Below are 22356 nucleotides of genomic sequence, written 5' to 3'. Positions count from 1 at the left end.
AAAAAAATTAAACTTAAATTATTAACAAACAAAAATTAGAAAGGAACATTAAAAATGTTTATACTACCATTCGCAAATCATTTTGATTGAGACAAACACGATTTTAATCAAGATGAATTAAGTTTAAAACAAACAGAAGAATTATTTGCAAAAATAGATGATTATTTATGAAGTATATGTGATAAATCTGAATATAAATCATATAGATTTAGAAAAAGAAGATTAAAAGCAAAAAAAGGTTTATTAAATTATAAACGACGTATTTGTACACATTATAACCCAAAAACACAAAAAAAGGAATTTGTTTCATTGTTAGATAATTATCTTGGTGTTAAAAAATATAGTAAACTTGCACCAAATGTTATTAAACAAATTTTAAAATATTTTGCTAATGATAAAAAGTATCGTGATGTTTGTGATACTTTTATTGAAGATTTAATAAGTAATAGTACAGTTTGCAGAACATATCAAAAATTTGAATTACTAAAAATTAATATTCCTAAAATAGTATTACAACCAAATCAAACTTTATATATAAATATTGATGATGGTCATAGAAAATTTAAGTTTAATGAAAAACACAATACTAAAAATTGTAAAAAATGTTCTATGAGATTATTAGTATTTTGTACTGGTAAAAAGAAAAATGGAAAATTAATTAATAAAAGAGCTGCATGTAAAATAAGAGTATCAAAAACAGAAATTGGTGCTGAAAAAACTGCAAAATTAATTGAAAAATATGGTAATTTATTTTTTGAAAATTTTGAACAAGCAAATTTAATAGTTTGCGGAGATAGTGCAAAATGAATTAGAAAAACTGCTGAAATTTTGAATGCTAAATTTATTTTAGATAAATTTCATGCTTTTCATGTTTTATTTCTTGGTATAATGGCTGGAAGAAGAAAAAATAAAATTGCTAAATTACACTATCAAAATGCAATAACTTTATTTGAAAAAGGTCAATATTATGAATTAATTGATTTTTTACAATTTTTAACTTTGCAATATAAAAAATTAAAAGTTGGTTATTTTATGTATGCAAAAGATGGTGTATTAAACCAAGCATTAGTTGAAAATATTGGTTGCTTTACTGAAACTAATATTAAACAAATTTTAAAAAAAATGATTGGTGATAGAACATATAATATTGATATGTATACAAAAATGGTTAATTTTAAATGCTATCAAATAAATACAGCCATCCAGTTATTATAAATTAAAATTAAAGATTTTAAAAAACCAAAAATAAAATAAAACTTATTAAAGTAAACTTTAATAAGAATTTTTGAGTTATAAAAGTAAGTATTATTGTTGACTAATATTTTACAAGTGTTAAGATTAACATACAATTGCATATTGAAGTCTAAATTATTCTCGTCTAACTTTATAATTTAAAGACATTTAATGAATGTTATAGACAACATTGGTATGCTCTCAAAAAAAATTATAAGTGTTTTTTATTTAATTTTACTATTAATAATTTATAAATACACTCTTAAATGTGTAAAAAAAACCATAAAATTTTTTTTATGTATTATAATAGTATTAGTGAGTTATTTAAAATAATATGTTTTACATAAGATTATTGAAGATAATTTCTCACATCTATTCTAGATTTAACTGAGGAGGTTAAGAAAAAAATGAGGAATATGAGAACTTTATTAAAGTTATTAGGTGCTAGTGTCATAACAACAGTGCCAGTAACTACTATTATAGCTTGTGGTAACAACAAAGAAGATCAAGTAAAAATATTACTAGATCAAGTATCAATAAATTTAGATTTAACAAATGATGAAGGAAACGGTTTAAAAACTATTAGACTTGATTGAGAAAAAGATACATCCTTTTTCTGAATTGATAATTCCGATATTTTAGTTACTAAATTATTAGAAAATGAGGCAACTACTGGTCAAGTCAAAGCTAAAGATAAAGACAGTTTCTATTTTTTAAAATCTGTTTTACAACAGAAATTAACATCAGGAACAACACCTGAAGATGGTACTTTTGATGCAGCGGAAGTTGCTAAAATTAAAAATAAAATATCTAATATAAAAGTTTCTACTAGTAAATTTGTAGAACCAAATGATGATGAAAAACTTGTAGTTGGTGATGGGACATATAATTTACAATTCTTTAAAGAAGATGGTAAAACAAATTTAGGGGATAAATATACAGTAAAAGTAATGACTGGAACTGATGCTTTATTTAATATTTTTGCAAGTGATAGTCCTGCTAAGTTAAGTTATAATGAATTTGTTTATGAAGGAAGTTCTATTGAGCATTTCCAAGCGGGTTATAAATTAGAAGAAACTGTTAATAAATGATTAAAAGATAAAACAGAAGTACCATTAATAAGCAAAAGCAGAACTGAAAAAGCTATTAAATTTAATAACTTTGAACAATTAGTTGGTTGAAAAGCAAAATTTAATGTTATAAGTTTTGAAAGAAGAGAAGCATTCCCTCGTCCAAATAATTTAACAGACGGAGATGAACTAACACTTTCTATTGCTTTAGTAAAAAACCAAGAAACTATTTCTTTAAAGTCAACAATAATAATAAGAATAAACAATTAATAGTAAAATAATAATGATATGATTAGCATAAAATCAGGTAATGTTTAGTAATCTGTGTAACTTACAAAAATAACTATGTTTAATTAATTCTAGTAAATATAATTAAATGATTAGAAAGAGTGAGTTACAGATGGCTAAAAAAGATAACTTTAATAATAATGATCCAATATCAAAAGCAGTAGATTTATTATTAGAAAATACTGAAGATTTAACAACAGTTTTTAAAGAAGGGGGTTTATATAAAGAATTAACAAAACGTTTAGTTGAAAAAATCTTGAATTCTGAGATGCAAAATTATTTAGGATATGAAAAAAATCAACATAGTAATAGTGACAATGCTCGTAATGGTATAAGTTCAAAAAAATTAATAACTCAACAAGGTAAAATTGAGATTGATGTACCACGAGATCGTAATAGTAATTTTACTCCTGTAATAGTGCCAAAAAGACAGAGAAGATTTGATGGTTTTGATCAACAAGTTCTTTCCTTATATGCAAAAGGTATGACATTATCAGATATTAGAATGCAGTTACAAGAGTTATATCATGGTGCTGATATTAGTGAAAGTGTTATTAGTCAAATTACTGATGATGTTATTGATGATGTCAAAGCATGGCAAAATCGACCATTAGAAGGCATTTATCCCATTGTTTATTTTGATTGTATAGTAGTTAAAGTACGACAAGATAAACGCATTATTAACAAATCAGTTTATATAGCTTTAGGTGTTGATTTAGAAGGTAAAAAAGATGTTTTAGGTTTATGAATTAGTGAAAATGAAGGCGCTAAATTTTGATTAGCAAATTTCACAGAAATGAAAAATCGTGGCTTAAATGATATTCTTATTGCTTGTAGTGACAACTTAACAGGCATGTCAGAAGCAATACAATCAGTTTATCCTAAAACTGAACATCAATTATGTATAGTTCATCAAATCAGAAATAGTTTAAAATATGTTTCATACAAACATCGAAAATCACTAGTTACAGATTTAAAGCCAATTTATAATGCATGTAGTGAAGAACAAGCAATGCAAGCTTTTTAGAATCATTTGAAAGTAAATGAAATAAACACTATCCTCAAATTGCTAAATCTTGATATAAAAATTGAGATAATTTAATGATTTTTATTAGTTATCCTCCAGAAATCAAAAGAGTGATTTATACTACAAATTCTATTGAATCTGTTAATAGTCAATTACGAAAAGTCATCAGAAATAAAAAAGTTTTTCCAAATGATATGGCAGTTTTCAAAATATTTTACTTAGCAATTGAAAATATAACAAAAAAATGAACAATGCCCATTCAAAATTGAAATACAGCAATTGCTCATTTTATGATAAAATTTGAAGACAGAATTAATCTGAACTAGTACTTTGCAAAACAAAGAAACACAGATTACTAAAAAGCCTCTAATTTTTGTTGTACATATTTTACTAAATTCTTATTTTTAAACTTATGAAAACTAATATGTGATTGTTTTCGATTTTCAGCTTTATTTTGTGCAATTAATGAAAAATAATGATTATTATCTTTATTTCTATTAATTTCTCGAATAATAGTACTAATACTTCGATTAAGATTTTTAGCTATTTCACTAATTTTAAATTTAAATTTCAATTGATTCTCAATATAAATCCTTTCATCTATGCCAAGATGTTTATAACTCATATAAAAACTCCTTACTTTTTTCTAAACTAAATTTAGCATTATGAAATTTTTATATGAGAATTTTTTGCAATTTTATTTACTTGCACTTACAAGTATAATTCAGCATTTGAAAAAAAATTAACTAAACACTTTCTATTTTAAATGATTAAAATTAAAATAATGTTATTTTTAATAAAACAAGAAATAAGTATATTAATAGTTTTAAAAAAACTACTAAAATATTTTTAAAATTTAATGGAGGATGAAAATGCAAACTTTTATTGGAATTATAGGTTATTTAGCCGGAATATTGTCTATTATAACATTTATTCCACAAGCAATAAAAATAATAAAAACTAAGAAAACTAAACATATAATCTTATCAACTTATATTATTTATAATATTGCTAATCTTTTTTTCTTGATATTTGGAATACTTTCAGTAACATTACCAGTAATGTGACCAGAAGGTGCTGATACTCTTGAAATTGCAATTTGAGGTTCTACCTTAATAATACCGTATACAGTAACAATGACTGCAACTAATTGTATTATTTATGTTAAAGTAAAAAATATGAAAACGTTGGGCGAAAATGCTAAAACTTTGGAGGAATAAAAATAATGGCAAATAGTGAATGATGAATTATTACTATAATAGGGATTATTGGAGCACTTATTGCTGTTATAGCATTTTGTCCACAGTCTTTAAAAACAATAAAAACTAAAAAAACAGATGGTATTTCTTTACTTACATTTATTCTTTATACAACAGCTAACAGTTTATGAGTATTATGGGGCATTATTCATTTATCATATCATGGTGGATCTGAATCAACAATTTTAATGAAAGATTTAGTTATAATTTGTGCTAATACACCTTGTGCAATATGATCAGGAATTATTCTTGGTATTAAAATTAATAATATATATAAATATGGTGAAGATTATAAAAAATGAAAAGGTAAAGTAAATATAAAGAGTAACTTTTAATAGTTTATTTTTTTAAAAAAATAATAATTTATTACTAAAAATGCATTGTAATGATGCATTTTTTAATAGTTATAGTAGTAAAATACTTATCAAAATTAAAAATATAATTTAAGTTATAATATATGTATAATTAAAAATTCTGTGGGGTTAAATAATGATAATTCAAAATGATGTTTATAAAATTCTAGTACAAGTAATCCTAGAAAAAGGTCATTGTAATGTTTTATTAGCACAAATGATGCGAGATAAAAATCTAACATTATCAGAAAAAGAAGCAATTGAAAAAATAGTACTAGGAACCTTAAAAAATCAAATTTATTTAGATTATATATTAAATCAAATATGAAATGTTTTGAAATCAGTAATTACTATTCCTTTTCACATAACTATTTTATTATGAATAATTTTATATGAAATCTATTTTTTAGAAATTACTAATAAAGAAATTTTCATTGAAAATACTTTAAAAAAAGTAAGCACCATTGATAATAAACTAACATTTATTATTTCTAAAGTATTAGATTTATGTTTTACTGAATTTAGATCAGAATTTAATTTACAAAAAGAAAGTAAACAAAATATTAAATTAATTAAATATAGTTATCCTAGTTGATTATACTCTTTAATAAAATCACAATTTAGTATTAATATTGCAAATCAATTGATAAAAGATAACTTAAGAATGCCATTAATTAGTTTTAGAGTTAATACATTAAAAACTACTGTTAATAAAGTGTTAAACAATGAAAATTATAAATCTTTTAACTTTTGTTTAAGCGAGATAGTATCTGATGGTATTATTAGTTCAAAGTCAATTTTTAACACAAAATTATATGAAAATGGTGAAATTATTAAACAAGATCAAGCAAGTATGTTAGTTAGTCATATTTTAGATCCACAACCATATGATGAAGTATTAGATATGTGTGCAGGAATTGCTAGTAAAACAGCCCATATGGCAGCTTTAATGTCTAATCACGGTAAGATAGTTGCTTGTGATATAAATGAAGAACGATTAAAAATTGGTGCTACTTATTTAAAAAAATTAGGGGTAACAAATACTAAACTTAAATATGGTGATTCTACAATATTAGATTTTAATAATAAATTTGACAAAATTTTAATTGATGCTCCTAGTACTGCTTGAGGTTTAATTAAAAGAAAACCAGAAGTTAAACTTATCAATTGAAGTAAAGAAGAAATTAATCAGTTAATTACTGTTCAAGCAAAATTATTAAATAAGGCTTATCAACTTTTAAAACCTGAAGCGATAGTTGTGTATGTTACTTGTACTTTCAATATTAAAGAAAATCAAAATCAAATTGAGAATTTTGTTAAAAATCACCCAGATATGACAATCATTGCAGAAAAACAATTTTTTGGTTTTAATAACAATACTGATGGATTTTATATTTGTAAATTAAAAAAAGGAATATAGGGGAACAGTTTATGAAAATAAATGCTAGTTATAAAACAGATGTTGGTAATTATCGTACAAATAATCAAGATGCCGTTTTATATTTAACAAATAACACTGGACAAGTTATTGGTGTTGTTTGTGATGGATTGGGTGGTCATAAATGTGGTGAAGTGGCGAGTAATATGGCTGTTAGTATGTTAAAAAAATTTTTTGAAACAACAGATTTTACTAAATTAAAACATGATAAACAAATTCATGCATGATTACAAGAAAAGATAGAAATTATTGAAATTGAAATGAATAATTTTAGTTTAAGTAATGAACAAGCGCTTGATATGGGAACAACTATGGTAATAATTTTAATTACTAATAACAAAGCTTATTTAGTAAATATTGGTGATTCACGTATTTATCAATATAGTGAACAAGGATTAAAACAGTTAACAGTTGATCATAATATTTTAAATTTATATTTACAAAAAAATACAACTAAAGAATTAAGTGTTGATTTAAATCACACTTATTGAAAGGCATTGACTAGTGCTCTTGGTCCACGTAAGCCATTAAAAACTGATATTTTTCATTTACCATTAATAATTCCATCATATTTTCTTTTAACTAGTGATGGTGTTCATGATTTTTTAGAAGAATATGAAATAGTTAATATTTTAGAAAAAAATGGAAATATTAATAATAAAGTTAAATTATTAATTAAGCAAGCATTACTTAATGTTTCAACTGATAATGTTACTGCATTATTAATGGAAATAAAATTTTAGTCTTTTGATATTTTTGTGTAAAATATAAATTATAAATAAGTTAGTAATTTTTAAAAAATAAATTTAAAAGTAATGGTGAAACTAATGGAAATAAATAAATTATTGAATAATCGTTATCATATTTTAAAAATTATTGGTTCGGGTGGTATGGCTAAAGTTTATGAAGCACAAGATAAATATTTAAATCGGCAAGTTGCTTTAAAAGAAATTAATCCAATTTCACCACTAGATGACTTAATAAAAGAACGATTTTTGCAAGAAATTAGAGCAGTATCTAGAGTTAGACATCCCAATGTTATTTTGTATAGGGAGCGTACCGATGTTGTCAATAATATTCAAATTTGTCTTAAAATTATAAAATTAGACGAGAATAATTTTGACTTCAATATGCAATTGTATGTTAATCTTAACACTTAGAAAATATTAGTCAACAATAATACTTACTTTTATAACTCAAAAATTCTTATTAAAGTTTACTTTAATAAGTTTTGTTTTATTTTTAGTTATTTTTGAATTTAAGTTTTAATTTATAATAACTGGATGGCAGTATTTATTTGATAGCATTTAAAATTAACCATTTTTGTATACATATCAATGTTATAGGTTCTATCACCAATCATATGTTTTAAAATTTGTTTAATATTAGTTTCAGTAAAGCAACCAATATTTTCAACTAGTGCTTGGTTTAATACACCATCTTTTGCATTAATAAAATAACCAACTTTTAATTTTTTATATTGCAAAGTTAATGATTGTAAAAAATCAATTAATTCATAATATTGACCTTTTTCAAATAAAGTTATTGCATTTTGATAGTGTAATTTAGCAATTTTATTTTTTCTTCTTCCGGCCATTATTCCAAGAAATAAAACATGAAAAGCATGGAATTTATCTAAAATAAATTTAGCATTTAAAATTGTAGCAGTTTTTCTAATTCATTTTGCACTATCTCCACAAACTACTAAATTTGCTTGGTCAAAGTTTTCAAAAAATAAATTACCATATTTTTCAATTAATTTTGCAGTTTTTTCTGCACCAATTTCTGTTTTTGATACTCTTATTTTACAAACTGCTCTTTTATTAATTAATTTTCCATTTTTCTTTTTACCAGTACAAAATACTATTAATCTCATAGAACATTTTTTACAATTTTTAGTATTGTGTTTTTCATTAAACTTAAATTTTCGATGTCCATCATCAATATTTATATATAATGTTTGATTTGGTTGTAATACAATTTTAGGAATATTAACTTTTGGTAATTCAAATTTTTGATATGTTCTGCAAACTGTACTATTACTTATTAAACCTTCAATAAAAGTATCACAAACATCACGATACTTTTTATCATCAGCAAAATATTTTAAAATTTGTTTAATGAAATTAGGTGCAAGTTTACTATATTTTTTAACTCCAAGATAATTATCTAACAATGAAACAAATTCCTTTTTTTGTGTTTTTGAGTTATAATGTGTACAAATACGTCGTTTATAATTTAATAAACCCTTTTTTGCTTTTAATTTTCTTTTTCTAAATCTATATGATTTATATTCAGATTTATCACATATACTTCATAAATAATCATCTATTTTTGCAAATAATTCTTCTGTTTGTTGTAAATTTAATTCATCTTGATTAAAATCGTGTTTGTCTCAATCAAAATGATTAGTGAATGGTAGTATAAACATTTTTAATTTTCCTTTCTAAATTTTTGTTTGTTAATAATTTAAGTTTAATTTTTTTTAAAAATAAGGAGTAAATATGGCTTTTATTAGTAGTTATGGACAATTAAATAAAAAATATAATCTTAATTTTAGTGATAATAATTATGGTTTTAGTTGAGATATTTTTAAAGAATTTGTTGGTGATGAATGAGCAGAATATTTTACTACTAATTGTTTTTATCGTTTTATTCCAACTGCACGGGGAACAAGAAAAACTTGAAATTGTTTAGCATTTAATTTATTTATATGCTGTAATTTTAGTGATAGCAGTGTTCAAGAAGTAAGAAGATATGAAAATACTCATAGTGAAACTACTATTGGGGCATTGATGAATGTTTGTCAAGTTTTACTAGATAAATATGATATTAATTTATTACCTAATAATCCACATGGTATTAAATGAAAAATTACTAAGGATGGTGGTTATATTATTTTTCCTAATAATCAACAAATTGACTTTATTGGCTATGCTAATGGTAATAAGATTTTTGGAAAAGAAGCAGGTGGCTCAAGTTTTTTAGGTTCAAGAACAGATGAAATAATAATGGCTGAAGAAAAAGAAACATTAACTGAAAAGCAATTAACATATCGATATGAAAGATTACAAAATTCTATGTTTAGAAGTAATCGTATTAAAGTATCAAATGAACCAATTAAAGAATGAAGTTGAACATTTATTGATAAAAATATATATAGTTCTAACTTTGGACAAAAGATTACTCGTTATTTTTATAAAAGTTTTTTCATTACTTTTACATGTAATCCTTATGATAAATACCATCCATTTTATTTAAAGTATTGCACGCCATTTTTACCATTAAATGATAAAGTGATGGAAAATCTTAAAAAAGTTGGTAAAGTTTATTATGAAAATAAAGATATGTTTAGTGGTTTAGGTTTATTTGTTTTAAGATTTACTATTCAACCATTTTGAAATAAATTACCAGATATTCAAAAAAGAACATTATTAGAAATGAAAAAAAGTAATCCTGATGAATTTAATACTGTTTTTTATGGTTTTGAATTTTTAGATAGTGATGCAACAATTTTTCCATTTCAAAAAACAGTAAAATATTGACAACCATATGATTTAAAACAATTTTATAATCAAGAAAAAGATATGTATAAATTTGATTTTTATTCAGTTGGTGTTGATTGAGCAACTGGACATAAAGACCATACTGTATTTATGATAGTTGGTTTTAAAGAATATAATAATACTGGTTATTATGATGCTTATATTATTTGTAAATTAGTTGTTACACCAAATGATTTTATTAATGAAAATGAAAAAATTAATGCTTATGTTAATGAAATTTTAGGATTAATTGATAATTTTGAAAATTTTGAACAAGCAATTTATTTTTATGATGATAAAGCAAGAACAGCAATGGATTGATTAAATCAAAAATTAATTGATGAACACAATACTATTTTAATAACACAAACTGCTATTAAACATGCTTCAAATTTAAATCAAGAAGCCGGATTAACTAATAGAGTAGTTTGAATGAGAAATATTATGAGTTATGGAAACTTTTATGCAAATAAAGATGATTTATCAAAAACAACTCAATGTTTAGAAGAATTACGTTATGATGAAACAAAAACTAACATTCCTGACAAAAATATGTATCAAGACCCATATGATGCATTATTTTATGCACTATATCCATATAAAAATGTCATTCGTGGTAAAAATAATGCTACTGTGAAAAAAAGTATCTTCACATTTGCTATATAATAAACAATTTCAATACAATTAATAGTATAGGTATCACAAAATAAACACTTTTAATTTAGGCATTATTTTGAGTTTAAAAGCATACTTGTAAAAATAATAAAAAATCAGTACAATTTAGAAGTAAAATCAAGGAAAAAAGGAGTAATTTAATATGAAAACATGAATAAAAACAAATTTAAGTAAAATAACATTAGCATTAGCACTAACTGGTGCTACAACCGGAACAATAGGATTAATCATGGGAGGTGCTTACCCATGAAAATAAAAAATTTAATTATTATCTAAAACCAAATCATGAAGTTGTTTTTGGTGATACTACAATTTGAGCAGATTATTTTGATAGTAGTGGAACCAAAAAAATGAATTTATATTTTTCAAATATTCCAAAACAACCAAATCATGATGTAAAATGAGATGGTATATATATTCATGGGGTAATGTTTAGTAATCTGTGTAACTTACAAAAATAACTATGTTTAATTAATTCTAGTAAATATAATTAAATGACTAGAAAGAGTGAGTTACAGATGGCTAAAAAAGATAACTTTAATAATAATGATCCAATATCAAAAGCAGTAGATTTATTATTAGAAAATACTGAAGATTTAACAACAGTTTTTAAAGAAGGGGGTTTATATAAAAAATTAACAAAACGTTTAGTTGAAAAAATGTTGAATTCTGAGATGCAAAATTATTTAGGATATGAAAAAAATCAACATAGTAATAGTGACAATGCTCGTAATGGTATAAGTTCAAAAAAATTAATAACTCAACAAGGTAAAATTGAGATTGATGTACCACGAGATCGTAATAGTAATTTTACTCCTGTAATAGTGCCAAAAAGACAGAGAAGATTTGATGGTTTTGATCAACAAGTTCTTTCCTTATATGCAAAAGGTATGACATTATCAGATATTAGAATGCAGTTACAAGAGTTATATCATGGTGCTGATATTAGTGAAAGTGTTATTAGTCAAATTACTGATGATGTGATTGATGATGTCAAAGCATGACAAAATAGACCATTAGAAGACATTTATCCCATTGTTTATTTTGATTGTATAGTAGTTAAAGTACGACAAGATAAACGCATTATTAACAAATCAGTTTATATAGCTTTAGGTGTTGATTTAGAAGGTAAAAAAGATGTTTTAGGTTTATGAATTAGTGAAAATGAAGGCGCTAAATTTTGATTAGCAAATTTCACAGAAATGAAAAATCGTGGCTTAAATGATATTCTTATTGCTTGTAGTGACAACTTAACAGGCATGTCAGAAGCAATACAATCAGTTTATCCTAAAACTGAACATCAATTATGTATAGTTCATCAAATCAGAAATAGTTTAAAATATGTTTCATACAAACATCGAAAATCACTAGTTACAGATTTAAAGCCAATTTATAATGCATGTAGTGAAGAACAAGCAATGCAAGCTTTAGAATCATTTGAAAGTAAATGAAATAAACACTATCCTCAAATTGCTAAATCTTGATATAAAAATTGAGATAATTTAATGATTTTTATTAGTTATCCTCCAGAAATCAAAAGAGTGATTTATACTACAAATTCTATTGAATCTGTTAATAGTCAATTACGAAAAGTCATCAGAAATAAAAAAGTTTTTCCAAATGATATGGCAGTTTTCAAAATATTTTACTTAGCAATTGAAAATATATCAAAAAAATGAACAATGCCCATTCAAAATTGAAATACAGCAATTGCTCATTTTATGATAAAATTTGAAGACAGAATTAATCTGAACTAGTACTTTGCAAAACAAAGAAACACAGATTACTAAAAAGCCTCATTCATGGCTATTTTAATAATTAAATTTCTAAATTTATATAAGAAATATTTTCATTATATTTATCAAATAAATTAATATTTTTTAAGTCTATTTCTTGTTTGTCGGTTATTAAAATTAAATTATAATTTCCAGCACCAAATACTCCACTAACTTCAATCCGATTTAAGTTATTAATCGGGTTTTCAATTTGTAATATTTCTTTATAAAATTCCAATTTAGAAAATAATTGAGATTTATTTGAGCCATATAAATTTAAAGCATCTCTAATTTTACCTTTATCAATAATTACTTTTGTAAAGTATTTTCCATATTCACCATTTCCTAATGTTCAATCTGCTGGAATTAATGAAGGTATATTATTACTTTCTAATTCGTTTGTAATAGATAATCAATTAAATTGATTATCATCTAATTTAAATAATTCATTTTGGCTAATATCATTATTTTTTAATTTAATATTACTAATATCAGTAAAATCAAAATATTCAGATTTTAATACTATTTTTACATCTTTAAATTCTCAAACTTTATCAGGTGTAGAATGTATAGGATTTGATTTTAATTCAAAATAATAAGGTAATAATAATTTATTATCATCATTTAAACCATTATTAATAGACATTGTTGAGTAAATATTTTTTGATAACATTGTAATTATTTGTTTTAATATTTTAACTTGTGGTAAGTTTGTGTAATTAGGATAATCTAATTCTCATTGTTTAAATAAATTAGTAATAACTTCATTTGGTTTTTGACTTTCAAATTTTGCTCTTAATTTTGCGATATCTTTTGATAAATCATTTGGGTCAAACCCATCAAAATTTCTATTATAAGTATATGTGTAACTTAACATGTCTAATAATAGTTGTTGTAAACTATCAATTGGTGGTTTATCATTTATTTCTAGTTCAACATCATGAAATTTATTAGTTGTAGAAATAAATAAATTATAGTTACCTGCTAAAAATCATGACTCTAATTTTGCATCTTTTAATTCTAGTTCATCAGATAATGGTCATACTTTTGAATTTTTAGTAACATCATAACCAATTTTAGCATTAGTTACTCTTGCATTATTAATAATTTCTTTTCTTGTTTCAGTTCCACCACCAATAGCAATTAAATCTAAAACTGATTTTTCTTGTCCTATAAATTATTTTGCTAAATTTCATGGTAAGATTTGTTCACTAAATCATTGTTGTAATATTCTAACTTTTGGTTGAGTTTCAATAGGCATTGATAATAGTGGAAATGCTATCTTATCTTTCACAAATAACTTTGGGTATACTTCCATATTGTCAACTTCACCAAGTACTTTTATATTGCCAAAAATCATGATTCTAGGGGCTTTAATTTTTAAACCAATTACTTTGGTATCTTTATCTAATGGTTTTTGTAATTTAATAATGATTGGATAACCATCTCTTGTTTTAAAATCTTTAATTTTTATAATAGTTATACTTTTAGTACTTCTTTTTTTTGGATTTTGATAAGGTTGTGAATAATTATTAATGATATACAAATTATCAATATTATTTTCAGTTAATGGTTCATTAATACTAACTGCATATAACTTAAATTGATTTAATAAATTTATTTCTTGAAATATTAAATTTTTAATATCAGTCATACTATATTCAATTGTATTATCATTAATATTTGTACTTGCTCTTTGATTTAATTGCATAGTAAAGTCTGATGTTTCAACAGCAGTAGCTTTTAATACTTTATCAATATCAATAAAACCAATTTTAATAGTATTTGCTGAAAATCTTAAACTATTATTTTCATTATTTTTAAATAAGCGTTCAATTTCATAAATATATAAAGTTCTTTTTTTAAATTCATCGTATGCTCTATTAATATCTGGGTCACTAGTAGCGCGCATCATATTAGTAAAGTCATAAGGAATATTATCAATTAAATAATCATTTTCTACTTCTGCTTGATTAAGTTTAGTTTGTTTCTGTTTCTGAGGAAACTTCGTTTGTGGTTTGTTGTTGTTTTCCATTGTTATCTCCTATTAATTGGTTATTTTCGGGGTTAAATAATTTTAATTTAACTGTTAAATTATTAATTTTTTGTTCATCAATAATGTTAAATGTTTTACTATTTAATAAATCTTTATCCATACGTACTAATATTTGAATAAATTTAAGAATATCAATATTAAATTGTCATAATTTTTGTTCAATGTAATTAATAGTTGAAATATTTACTGCTGTACTTTCTGGAACTGATTGTTGTGCAGATTTTTTTTGATTTGGTATATGAATACCACAACGTTTAAATATTTCATTAACATTTCAATCGTATATATCAGTTAAATTCTTACCTTTAAAATTACTATTTGTCATATTGATATTTTCGTTTTGTTCATTATTATCTCCGCCACTTTTAAATATGTAGTTTTTAGTAACTAATGTTCTTACTGCTTCTTCTAATGTTGATTGAACATTACCATAAGTTTGATTAAAAATAAATTTAGGTGAGTTTAAAATAGTATCTAAAACAATTTGTTCATAAATAACATCTAATGCTTTAATTTTATCCATTACTTTATTACAATCTGCTAACTCATTTGCTTTATTTCGCATAATTGATATTGGTATATAATTAATATTTAATTTTTATTCTTGTAATAGATTAGGATTATTAATAAATGATTTAAAATCTAATGGAAATTGTTTTTTATTATCACTAATACTATAAATTGAGCGATTAATTGTTACTTGTTCATTATTTAATGGCTAAATTGTAAAGGTAAGTGCAACTAAATTATTTTTCTATCCAAATATTCGATTGGTGAAAGATAATTTAATATTTTTCTCGGTCTTTGATTTAAAGACAATATAAATTTATGAACTTCATTTTTATTAGTTTTTGAAAAAATAAATTTTTTAGGAAATTTTTCTCTAATTAAACCATTAGTATTTTCATTAGTACCTCTTTGTCAAGGTGAATATGGATTGGCAAAATAAATTTTTACATCTAAATTTTTTTCAAGTTGTTGTCAATTTGAAAATTCTTTGCCACGATCAAAAGTAATAGTTTTAACAATGTTTTTAGGAAGAATTGATAAATAATAACTGACATTTTTATTAATAACTTTAGTAGTTCTGTTTTTAACTAATATTGCTAAAGTAAATCGTGATACTCTTTCAACTAAAGTTATTAAACATGATTTGCTTTTGCCTCTTGATGATACTATAGTATCTCCTTCTCAATGACCAAGTGTTATACGATCATTAACATTTATATCTCGTTCTTTAATTGATTTACCATTAAACTTGCCACGATTTTCTTTAGATTTTCGTTTTTTACCTTTTCTTCTTAAATTTTTACTAGTAACTTTATCAAGCATTCCAAAATAAATTCAAGTATAAATTGTTTTAAAACTAATAACTCACTCTTTATGAAAATTTTTAATTCTGCCATAAATTTGTTCAGGTGATCAACCTAATAGTAATTTTTGTTGTACATATTTTACTAAATTCTTATTTTTAAACTTATGAAAACTAATATGTGATTGTTTTCGATTTTCAGCTTTATTTTGTGCAATTAATGAAAAATAATGATTATTATCTTTATTTCTATTAATTTCTCGAATAATAGTACTAATACTTCGATTAAGATTTTTAGCTATTTCACTAATTTTAAATTTAAATTTCAATTGATTCTCAATATAAATCCTTTCATCTATGCCAAGATGTTTATAACTCATATAAAAACTCCTTACTTTTTTCTAAACTAAATTTAGCATTATGAAATTTTTATATGAGAATTTTTTGCAATTTTATTTACTTGCACTTACAAGTATAATTCAGCTTTTTATTATTTAAAAATTTTACTTTTTCATTTTGATTATCACTAATATTACTTTTATCTTTTCTAAAAAATTTACCTAACATAATATTCACCACCTTTCTTAAAATATTTGATTAATTTTTAATATGATTTTTACAATGATAAATATAATTAAACCTGCTGTTGCTGATGATAAAATTACTCCTATTAAACCTAAAATAATTTTTATAATTTTAAAAAACATAATATTATTCCTGTAATTCTTCTAATTTTCATACATTACCTTTTAAATTACCTTTTCCAGTATAAATAGTAATCCATTTTGCATGTTGAACTGATAAAATTATTATATTAGTACTATCATTAAAGGTTTGTATTTGTACACCAGCAATTTTTTTATTAGTTATAATAAATTCTTGAATAGTATAAACTGAATTATATATACTTCAAGAATAATAAACTCTATAATGTTTATTTTCTTGAAAATCATAAGTAATTTGTCAATTATCTCATTTATTTTTCTCTCTTGTTCCTACATCTTTTCAATTTGAACTACTTGGACTTGGTGTTGGAGGAATATCTTTTAATTCAATATCTCAATTATTTTCTTCTATTTCATTAGTTTCTAAACTTTTTGAATTAATTTTTATAGGTTTATTTATATTAATTACACTTGGTGAAGTAATATCTAATGTATTACTTTTAATTCTATAAATTTTATTATTTGTCTTAGGCTTATATATTTTAGTTCCTAGTTTATTTCCATCTAGATTAGTTACTATTCAAGAATTACCATCAAAATATGATAGTATTAATTCATCATTTTCGGGTTGGACACTTAAATGAGCTTTAATTTCATTAGTAGAATTTGAATAATAACCTGCTGAATCAATAGCTACATTATGGGCTGTTGGTACTGCACCATAAAAGAAAAATATTCCTTTATGTCCTTGACTGTTTGACATATTAGGTGACCAAAAAATTTGATAATATGTATTTCTTGTTAAAATCATTGATTTTTGTTCTTCTCATTGTGGATTATTTAAAAAATCTTGTGGTGTTACTAAATAAGAACTTACAGATATTACATTATCTTCTGTAAGATTAATGCCATGACCAGTACTTAATTTATTTTGTTTAGTATTAGTTAAAGCTGTAATATTTTTTTGTTGTTTAGCAGAAAAATCACAAGTTGGAGCATGTGTATAATCACCAATTTGTGGATTATTTTGTAATGCTTCTGGTGGTAATGTTCCAATTTCATCAGGTCAATCTAAAATCATTGTTTCAGTTTCTTTATCGTAATCTGTTGCAACATAACCTTTATTAATAAATTTACTAACAGGACCTCTATATATTTCATTTTCATTATCATCAACTAAATCATCATATAATTTAATTTGTTTTAATAATGTAAATTCTTTTTGTTGTTCAATTAATTCATCAACTTGATTTCTAGTATAAAATGCTTTTAAGTCAATTTTTTCAACATCTATTTCATCATTATTATAACTTGAAAATATTTGTTTTAATTCAGTTAATCTTGCTCATATTTTCATTCTACTAGGTGCTAAATCTCAAACATTAATCGTAGGAGTACTATTTGCACTAAATTGACTACCATTATTAAATTGAATAGTAGCATCAACATTAAATTCAATTGGTGTACGATTAAATACTCAATGTTCAACCATAACATAAACCATATCTCTTAATGTTTCTTTAATTAATTCATCTTTAAAACTATCAAAGGGAAATTTAGATAAAATAAAATCAAGATAAGCATTAATATCATTTTGAGCACGAATAGCAAAAGTTTTAAATCAATCATTAACATTAGGTCATTTTTGTATATATTGCTGTGGTGTTTCTGTAATTTTTCCAGTTAATGGATATCAGTTATTATAATTTTCTAGACTGACACCAGTTCAAAGTTTATTAATCATAATTTATCATTCCTTAAAAAATGCTTGTTTATAATGATGAGTATGTTTTTTTGTTTTTTTATGTGTTATATGTTCAATTTCTTTTTGTATTTTATTTTTGCCTTTTTTTAATTTTTTCTTACTTTTTGCTATAACTTGACTATATGCAAATTTTTCTAAATGATGTAATAATCCCGTACCAAATAAAGTATTTACTGAAAATTTTAAACCAACATTTTTAAATGATTTGTTAATATTTTCAATAGGATTATTAATAACATTTACTACTTTATGATAAGTTCTAATAGTTCTAAATATTTCTCTATAAACTTTAAAACTATCTCTAATTACTTGTTGAATAACTGGTGGAGCAAATACTATTGCTTTTAATCATTTATTTTGATTAACTCCATAACCAATGTATCAACCACTATATCAACGATATCAATGGAATGGATGTAGTTGAGTAACAAAAGTTTTTGCTTTAAGAATACTATCAACAACTGTAATTGGTTTATATTTAGGATTGCGATGATAAATAGTAATTGCACATTTATCTAATGATAAAGGTTGAATTTTATAACCCATAAATACTGGGGAATTTAATGGAATTAATTGTGCATGTTTAATTGCTTTTTTCTCTGCACTAGTAAATAAATCAGTTGCTTTTTCTTTTAATTTATTAATTTTTTCAAATGCTTGTTTTTCTAACTTTTCAAATTTTTCTTGTAATTTATATATACTTTCTCGTAATTTTTCAAAATATGGAGTATCTTTTCAAAATTTATTTAAACCTTTTTTTAAATAAAATCTAATATCAAAATATTTAAAACTTTGATTTGCTTTTAAAACAAGTTGATGAATAACATTATTTTTAAAATTAAATTTAATAGAATTAGCACAAATTTTTTGTAAATCTAAAATTAAAGTTTTTCCATATCTATTTTCTGTGTGTATTGTATGAACTAAATTTAATCAATCATGTTGGTTCATAGATAATACTTTTTTTAAATCAGTATTATATTTTTTTAAAAAATTATTTGCTTTTTCAATATCTTTGATTTTAAATTTAGGAGTTAATTGTGAACTTAATTTTATTAATGTATTTTGTAATAATAAGTAATCTTTTAACTCCTGTGCTTCTAATTTTTGAAAATTATTTTTATATTGTCTTTTAGCAACATAACCTAAATCTCGTAATACTGTTTCACGATTAGGAGTAAAACTATAATTCATTAAATAATGTTTATTACCAATAATTTTATCTGTTAAAATTTCTTTTCCACCTACTTGACTAATAATTTCTTGTAAGTTTTTTACTTCTTTAATACCAACTTGTTCTAATGTTTTAGTTTCTTGTGCTAATTTAATAAATTTAGTTGTACGATAATCACGACTAATTTTATTCAGTTCAGCAAATGCAGGTAGTATATTAAAGAAAGTATTTAATTTTGTTACATTTCCTTTCAAATAATCATAAACTTGATTAATAGTAAAATCAGTTGTAGCATAAATACCAAAATTAATAGTACTTGCAATAAAATCACTTGCACCTAATCCAAGGGCTACACTTTCACTTAATCCACCAGTAAAAGGAGCAAGTGCTACTGCTATAACTTGTACACCAATCATTTCTAAAATTTCTCATCAAAAACTTTTATTTTCTTGTTGTTTACTTGTTCTAGTATGTTTTGGTTTATTTATGTTTAAAAGTATTGCTGTACTAGTTGTACCAATTGGCATGATATTAATTTCCTTTATTTAAGAGTTATTTTAATTGGATTTGTTGAACCTTTATAATTTAAATCATTAACATTTGAAGAAATAACTATGTATAAGTCACCTGCTTTTTGTTTTTGATTACTTACATTAGTTTTACCTTGTGCATCACTAAAATATTTAATAGTTGGATTTGTTAAATTTGGATTTAATGATTTAAGTTCATTAGTACTTTTGATTTCTGTATTTAATTCATTATTATTGTTATTAACATTTGCAGTAATATTAGTTGTTAAAGTTGTAATCTTAGTTTTTAAATCAGTTTTTTCTGTTTTAATAACTCCACATAACATTCAACGTGATGTTTTTTCATTATTAGAAATATATGGGATTGCTTCTCCAACAACTTCACCAGCAACTTTATATGCTCTTCCTGCTTTATCATCTTTAATAAAATCTACATAAATAAATGTATTTTCTATCATGTATCTTTTCATTGCTCTTGGTGTTGCTAAAATAAAGGTCATTAATTGTTGTTCATTTTTATCATTAGTAAAAATCATATAGTCATCAAGAACGATTTCACATAATACGCCTTTTACATATAAATTATTTCCATTTAAACGTAATTGTTGTGCCAACTGATTATCGGTAATTAAACCTTTATTATCTGCTAAATAAACTAAACTATCATAAAGACCATTAGTAATAAAAAATTTACTATTTGCAATGTTTCTAAATTGAAACAAAGTATTTCAAGCAGATAACATTGATTTTAAATAGCCTACTGGTGTTGTATCTTCAATATCGATTTTAGTAGCAAATTTTGCAATTGCTTGTGTATCATCAATTGCTAATTTATCTGCTAAATCATTTGCAACTTCATATTGCATACTATCTAATAAATTTTGTCCATTATTTGCTTTTAAATCTACATCTGCAATAATTTCTCCTGCAAGATATTTTTTAGTTATTTTTTTACTAATTTTATCTGTATCAACATATGGTAATTCATATCTTTTACTTTTATCATCCCAAGCAATAATTTTTACTTCCGATTTTTTTGGTTTTTTAACAATAAACTCAATATTTACTGAGTCAACAATTTCAGTAGGAAAAAAGTTTGCCCATGGACTATTTGAAATTTTAAAAAACTCTATAAATTCTGGTGCTTCTACTAATCTCTCTGTATTGTCTAAATTTTGATTAAATGGTACTGACATTTTATTTCTTCCTTTCGTTTATAAATAATTTTTCTTTTTATAATTAATTAAAAAATTTTCTTTATCATTTGTTTTATTATTATTAATAATTATTTGTTTATTGCCACCTGTATTAATTATTTCTTTAAATACTGGTTGTTCTTTAACCATTTTTTTAATAGTTTCTTCAATTTTTGAATTTTCTAAATTATTAGTTTTAAATTTTAAATAATCATAAAATTCAGTTTTAACTTGATATTTTTTAAATATATTAATCATTTCTTTTTCTTTAATTTCTTGATTAAGTTTATTTAACTTATTTTCTGCTTCATTAACTTTATTTTCTATTTCTTGTTGAGCATTATTTTCAGTTAAAGGTTCAGTTGTTTGTTGAACATTATTTTCATTTTCTAACATTTAACATTCTCCTAATCTTATCCCAATAATCAATCTTTAACTAATTGTGGCATTTCACTTATTAGTTTTTTATAATCATTAACAGCATTTTCTAATGTATTGATATCAGAAAATTTAAAACAATTATCAATATGTAAATCAAAATCTCTATCAATACTGATATCTTGTTTTCTATATTTTTCATTAAATTCAATTTTTGTCATATTATTTTTCTCCTTTATTAATTTTTTCGTTTAATTTTGCTAATTTTTTTTGATGTTTTATAATTTTGTTATTTGCTCTAACATGTTTTGGAGTTGTGATAAATCTTTTTAATAAAACAATAATTTCTCTGCAAATTAATATTCCAATACTTGTTCCAATAATTATTAATTCATGTAAAAATTCTTTCATGTGAATATTTTCCTTTCAACTATTTATTTTTAATTTTTAATTATTCATCAAATTGACCACCATTAATTCTTTCAATCATCGATTTTGAATTACTTATAATGCTTACTAATAAGGCAATTTCTTTATTTAATTGTTCCATTCTCTCTTTATATGTATGAATTTCATTATTATAATATTCAAGTATTTTTTCTTTATTCATAAATTAT

General features: G+C 23.2%; 23 protein-coding genes and 1 pseudogene. 11 read left to right on the top strand and 13 right to left on the bottom strand.

The features are described from left to right. Nucleotides 1-54: 54 nt before the first annotated feature. The 3 genes and pseudogenes from AACK95_RS05085 (at nucleotide 55) to AACK95_RS05075 (ending at nucleotide 3944) form a co-directional block, all read left to right on the top strand. On the top strand, nucleotides 55-1215 hold the full coding sequence (locus tag AACK95_RS05085) for an Mbov_0401 family ICE element transposase-like protein (protein WP_338979718.1): 1161 nt from the start codon (nucleotides 55-57) through the stop codon (nucleotides 1213-1215). 425 nt (nucleotides 1216-1640) lie between these two features. Beyond that, nucleotides 1641-2573, top strand: a complete 933-nt coding sequence (locus AACK95_RS05080) for a hypothetical protein (RefSeq protein WP_338979716.1) — start codon at nucleotides 1641-1643, stop codon at nucleotides 2571-2573. Nucleotides 2574-2703: 130 nt separating this feature from the next. After that, nucleotides 2704-3944: pseudogene (locus tag AACK95_RS05075) on the top strand (IS256 family transposase). Between the two features lie 29 nt (nucleotides 3945-3973). Here the strand turns inward: AACK95_RS05075 and AACK95_RS05070 are convergent. After that, nucleotides 3974-4243 carry a helix-turn-helix domain-containing protein gene (locus AACK95_RS05070; RefSeq protein ID WP_338979714.1) on the bottom strand — a complete coding sequence of 90 codons (270 nt, stop codon included), beginning with the start codon at nucleotides 4241-4243 and terminating at the stop codon, nucleotides 3974-3976. Nucleotides 4244-4490: 247 nt separating this feature from the next. On the opposite strand from AACK95_RS05070, the gene AACK95_RS05065 reads away from it, so the two are divergent. The 5 genes from AACK95_RS05065 (at nucleotide 4491) to AACK95_RS05045 (ending at nucleotide 7828) form a co-directional block, all read left to right on the top strand. Beyond that, nucleotides 4491-4838, top strand: coding sequence for a PQ-loop domain-containing transporter (locus tag AACK95_RS05065; RefSeq protein ID WP_338979713.1), 348 nt, complete (start codon nucleotides 4491-4493; stop codon nucleotides 4836-4838). A 5-nt stretch (nucleotides 4839-4843) separates the two neighbouring features. Further along, the gene (locus AACK95_RS05060; protein WP_338979712.1) at nucleotides 4844-5212 is read left to right on the top strand and encodes a SemiSWEET family sugar transporter; all 369 of its coding nucleotides are present in this window, start codon (nucleotides 4844-4846) and stop codon (nucleotides 5210-5212) included. Between the two features lie 154 nt (nucleotides 5213-5366). Further along, the gene (locus AACK95_RS05055; RefSeq protein ID WP_338979711.1) at nucleotides 5367-6650 is read left to right on the top strand and encodes a methyltransferase domain-containing protein; all 1284 of its coding nucleotides are present in this window, start codon (nucleotides 5367-5369) and stop codon (nucleotides 6648-6650) included. Nucleotides 6651-6661: 11 nt separating this feature from the next. Next, the gene (locus tag AACK95_RS05050) at nucleotides 6662-7411 is read left to right on the top strand and encodes a PP2C family protein-serine/threonine phosphatase (protein WP_338979710.1); all 750 of its coding nucleotides are present in this window, start codon (nucleotides 6662-6664) and stop codon (nucleotides 7409-7411) included. 84 nt (nucleotides 7412-7495) lie between these two features. Continuing rightward, nucleotides 7496-7828, top strand: a complete 333-nt coding sequence (locus AACK95_RS05045; protein WP_338979709.1) for a protein kinase domain-containing protein — start codon at nucleotides 7496-7498, stop codon at nucleotides 7826-7828. Nucleotides 7829-7938: 110 nt separating this feature from the next. Here AACK95_RS05045 and AACK95_RS05040 read toward each other — a convergent pair whose 3' ends face one another. Then, nucleotides 7939-9099 (bottom strand): Mbov_0401 family ICE element transposase-like protein, encoded by a 1161-nt coding sequence (locus tag AACK95_RS05040; protein WP_338979708.1) that lies wholly within the window; start codon nucleotides 9097-9099, stop codon nucleotides 7939-7941. A 73-nt stretch (nucleotides 9100-9172) separates the two neighbouring features. Here AACK95_RS05040 and AACK95_RS05035 point away from each other — a divergent pair, with 73 nt between their 5' ends. From AACK95_RS05035 to AACK95_RS05025, 3 genes are all read left to right on the top strand, one after another. Then, nucleotides 9173-10879: a hypothetical protein gene (locus AACK95_RS05035; RefSeq protein WP_338979707.1), complete on the top strand. Its 1707-nt coding sequence runs from the start codon at nucleotides 9173-9175 to the stop codon at nucleotides 10877-10879. Between the two features lie 245 nt (nucleotides 10880-11124). Next, on the top strand, nucleotides 11125-11349 hold the full coding sequence (locus AACK95_RS05030; protein WP_338979706.1) for a hypothetical protein: 225 nt from the start codon (nucleotides 11125-11127) through the stop codon (nucleotides 11347-11349). 57 nt (nucleotides 11350-11406) lie between these two features. Then, on the top strand, nucleotides 11407-12645 hold the full coding sequence (locus tag AACK95_RS05025; protein ID WP_338981048.1) for an IS256 family transposase: 1239 nt from the start codon (nucleotides 11407-11409) through the stop codon (nucleotides 12643-12645). A gap of 61 nt (nucleotides 12646-12706) precedes the next feature. Here AACK95_RS05025 and AACK95_RS05020 read toward each other — a convergent pair whose 3' ends face one another. From AACK95_RS05020 to AACK95_RS04970, 11 genes are all read right to left on the bottom strand, one after another. Beyond that, on the bottom strand, nucleotides 12707-13540 hold the full coding sequence (locus AACK95_RS05020; protein WP_338979704.1) for a hypothetical protein: 834 nt from the start codon (nucleotides 13538-13540) through the stop codon (nucleotides 12707-12709). A 300-nt stretch (nucleotides 13541-13840) separates the two neighbouring features. Beyond that, nucleotides 13841-14698 carry a hypothetical protein gene (locus tag AACK95_RS05015; RefSeq protein ID WP_338979703.1) on the bottom strand — a complete coding sequence of 286 codons (858 nt, stop codon included), beginning with the start codon at nucleotides 14696-14698 and terminating at the stop codon, nucleotides 13841-13843. Continuing rightward, nucleotides 14643-15284 carry a hypothetical protein gene (locus tag AACK95_RS05010; protein WP_338979701.1) on the bottom strand — a complete coding sequence of 214 codons (642 nt, stop codon included), beginning with the start codon at nucleotides 15282-15284 and terminating at the stop codon, nucleotides 14643-14645. Before AACK95_RS05010 ends, AACK95_RS05015 begins: the two co-directional genes overlap by 56 nt. Before the next feature lie 176 nt (nucleotides 15285-15460). Next, the gene (locus tag AACK95_RS05005) at nucleotides 15461-16411 is read right to left on the bottom strand and encodes an IS30 family transposase (RefSeq protein WP_338979395.1); all 951 of its coding nucleotides are present in this window, start codon (nucleotides 16409-16411) and stop codon (nucleotides 15461-15463) included. A gap of 331 nt (nucleotides 16412-16742) precedes the next feature. Next, complete coding sequence (locus tag AACK95_RS05000; RefSeq protein ID WP_338979700.1) at nucleotides 16743-18440, bottom strand: hypothetical protein; 1698 nt, start codon at nucleotides 18438-18440, stop codon at nucleotides 16743-16745. Between the two features lie 3 nt (nucleotides 18441-18443). Next, nucleotides 18444-20162, bottom strand: coding sequence for a hypothetical protein (locus tag AACK95_RS04995; RefSeq protein ID WP_338979697.1), 1719 nt, complete (start codon nucleotides 20160-20162; stop codon nucleotides 18444-18446). A 14-nt stretch (nucleotides 20163-20176) separates the two neighbouring features. After that, nucleotides 20177-21361, bottom strand: a complete 1185-nt coding sequence (locus tag AACK95_RS04990) for a hypothetical protein (RefSeq protein WP_338979695.1) — start codon at nucleotides 21359-21361, stop codon at nucleotides 20177-20179. Nucleotides 21362-21379: 18 nt separating this feature from the next. Then, nucleotides 21380-21757, bottom strand: a complete 378-nt coding sequence (locus AACK95_RS04985) for a hypothetical protein (protein WP_338979694.1) — start codon at nucleotides 21755-21757, stop codon at nucleotides 21380-21382. Between the two features lie 17 nt (nucleotides 21758-21774). Next, nucleotides 21775-21960 carry a hypothetical protein gene (locus tag AACK95_RS04980; protein WP_174480219.1) on the bottom strand — a complete coding sequence of 62 codons (186 nt, stop codon included), beginning with the start codon at nucleotides 21958-21960 and terminating at the stop codon, nucleotides 21775-21777. Between the two features lies 1 nt (nucleotide 21961). Then, nucleotides 21962-22150, bottom strand: a complete 189-nt coding sequence (locus AACK95_RS04975) for a hypothetical protein (protein ID WP_338979693.1) — start codon at nucleotides 22148-22150, stop codon at nucleotides 21962-21964. 40 nt (nucleotides 22151-22190) lie between these two features. After that, complete coding sequence (locus tag AACK95_RS04970) at nucleotides 22191-22349, bottom strand: hypothetical protein (protein ID WP_286640945.1); 159 nt, start codon at nucleotides 22347-22349, stop codon at nucleotides 22191-22193. Nucleotides 22350-22356 lie beyond the last annotated feature (7 nt).

The organism is Spiroplasma endosymbiont of Lasioglossum malachurum (assembly GCF_964020065.1).
GTDB lineage: Bacteria > Bacillota_I > Bacilli_A > Mycoplasmatales > VBWQ01 > Spiroplasma_E.
This window is presented reverse-complemented; position numbering and strand designations above follow the sequence as displayed.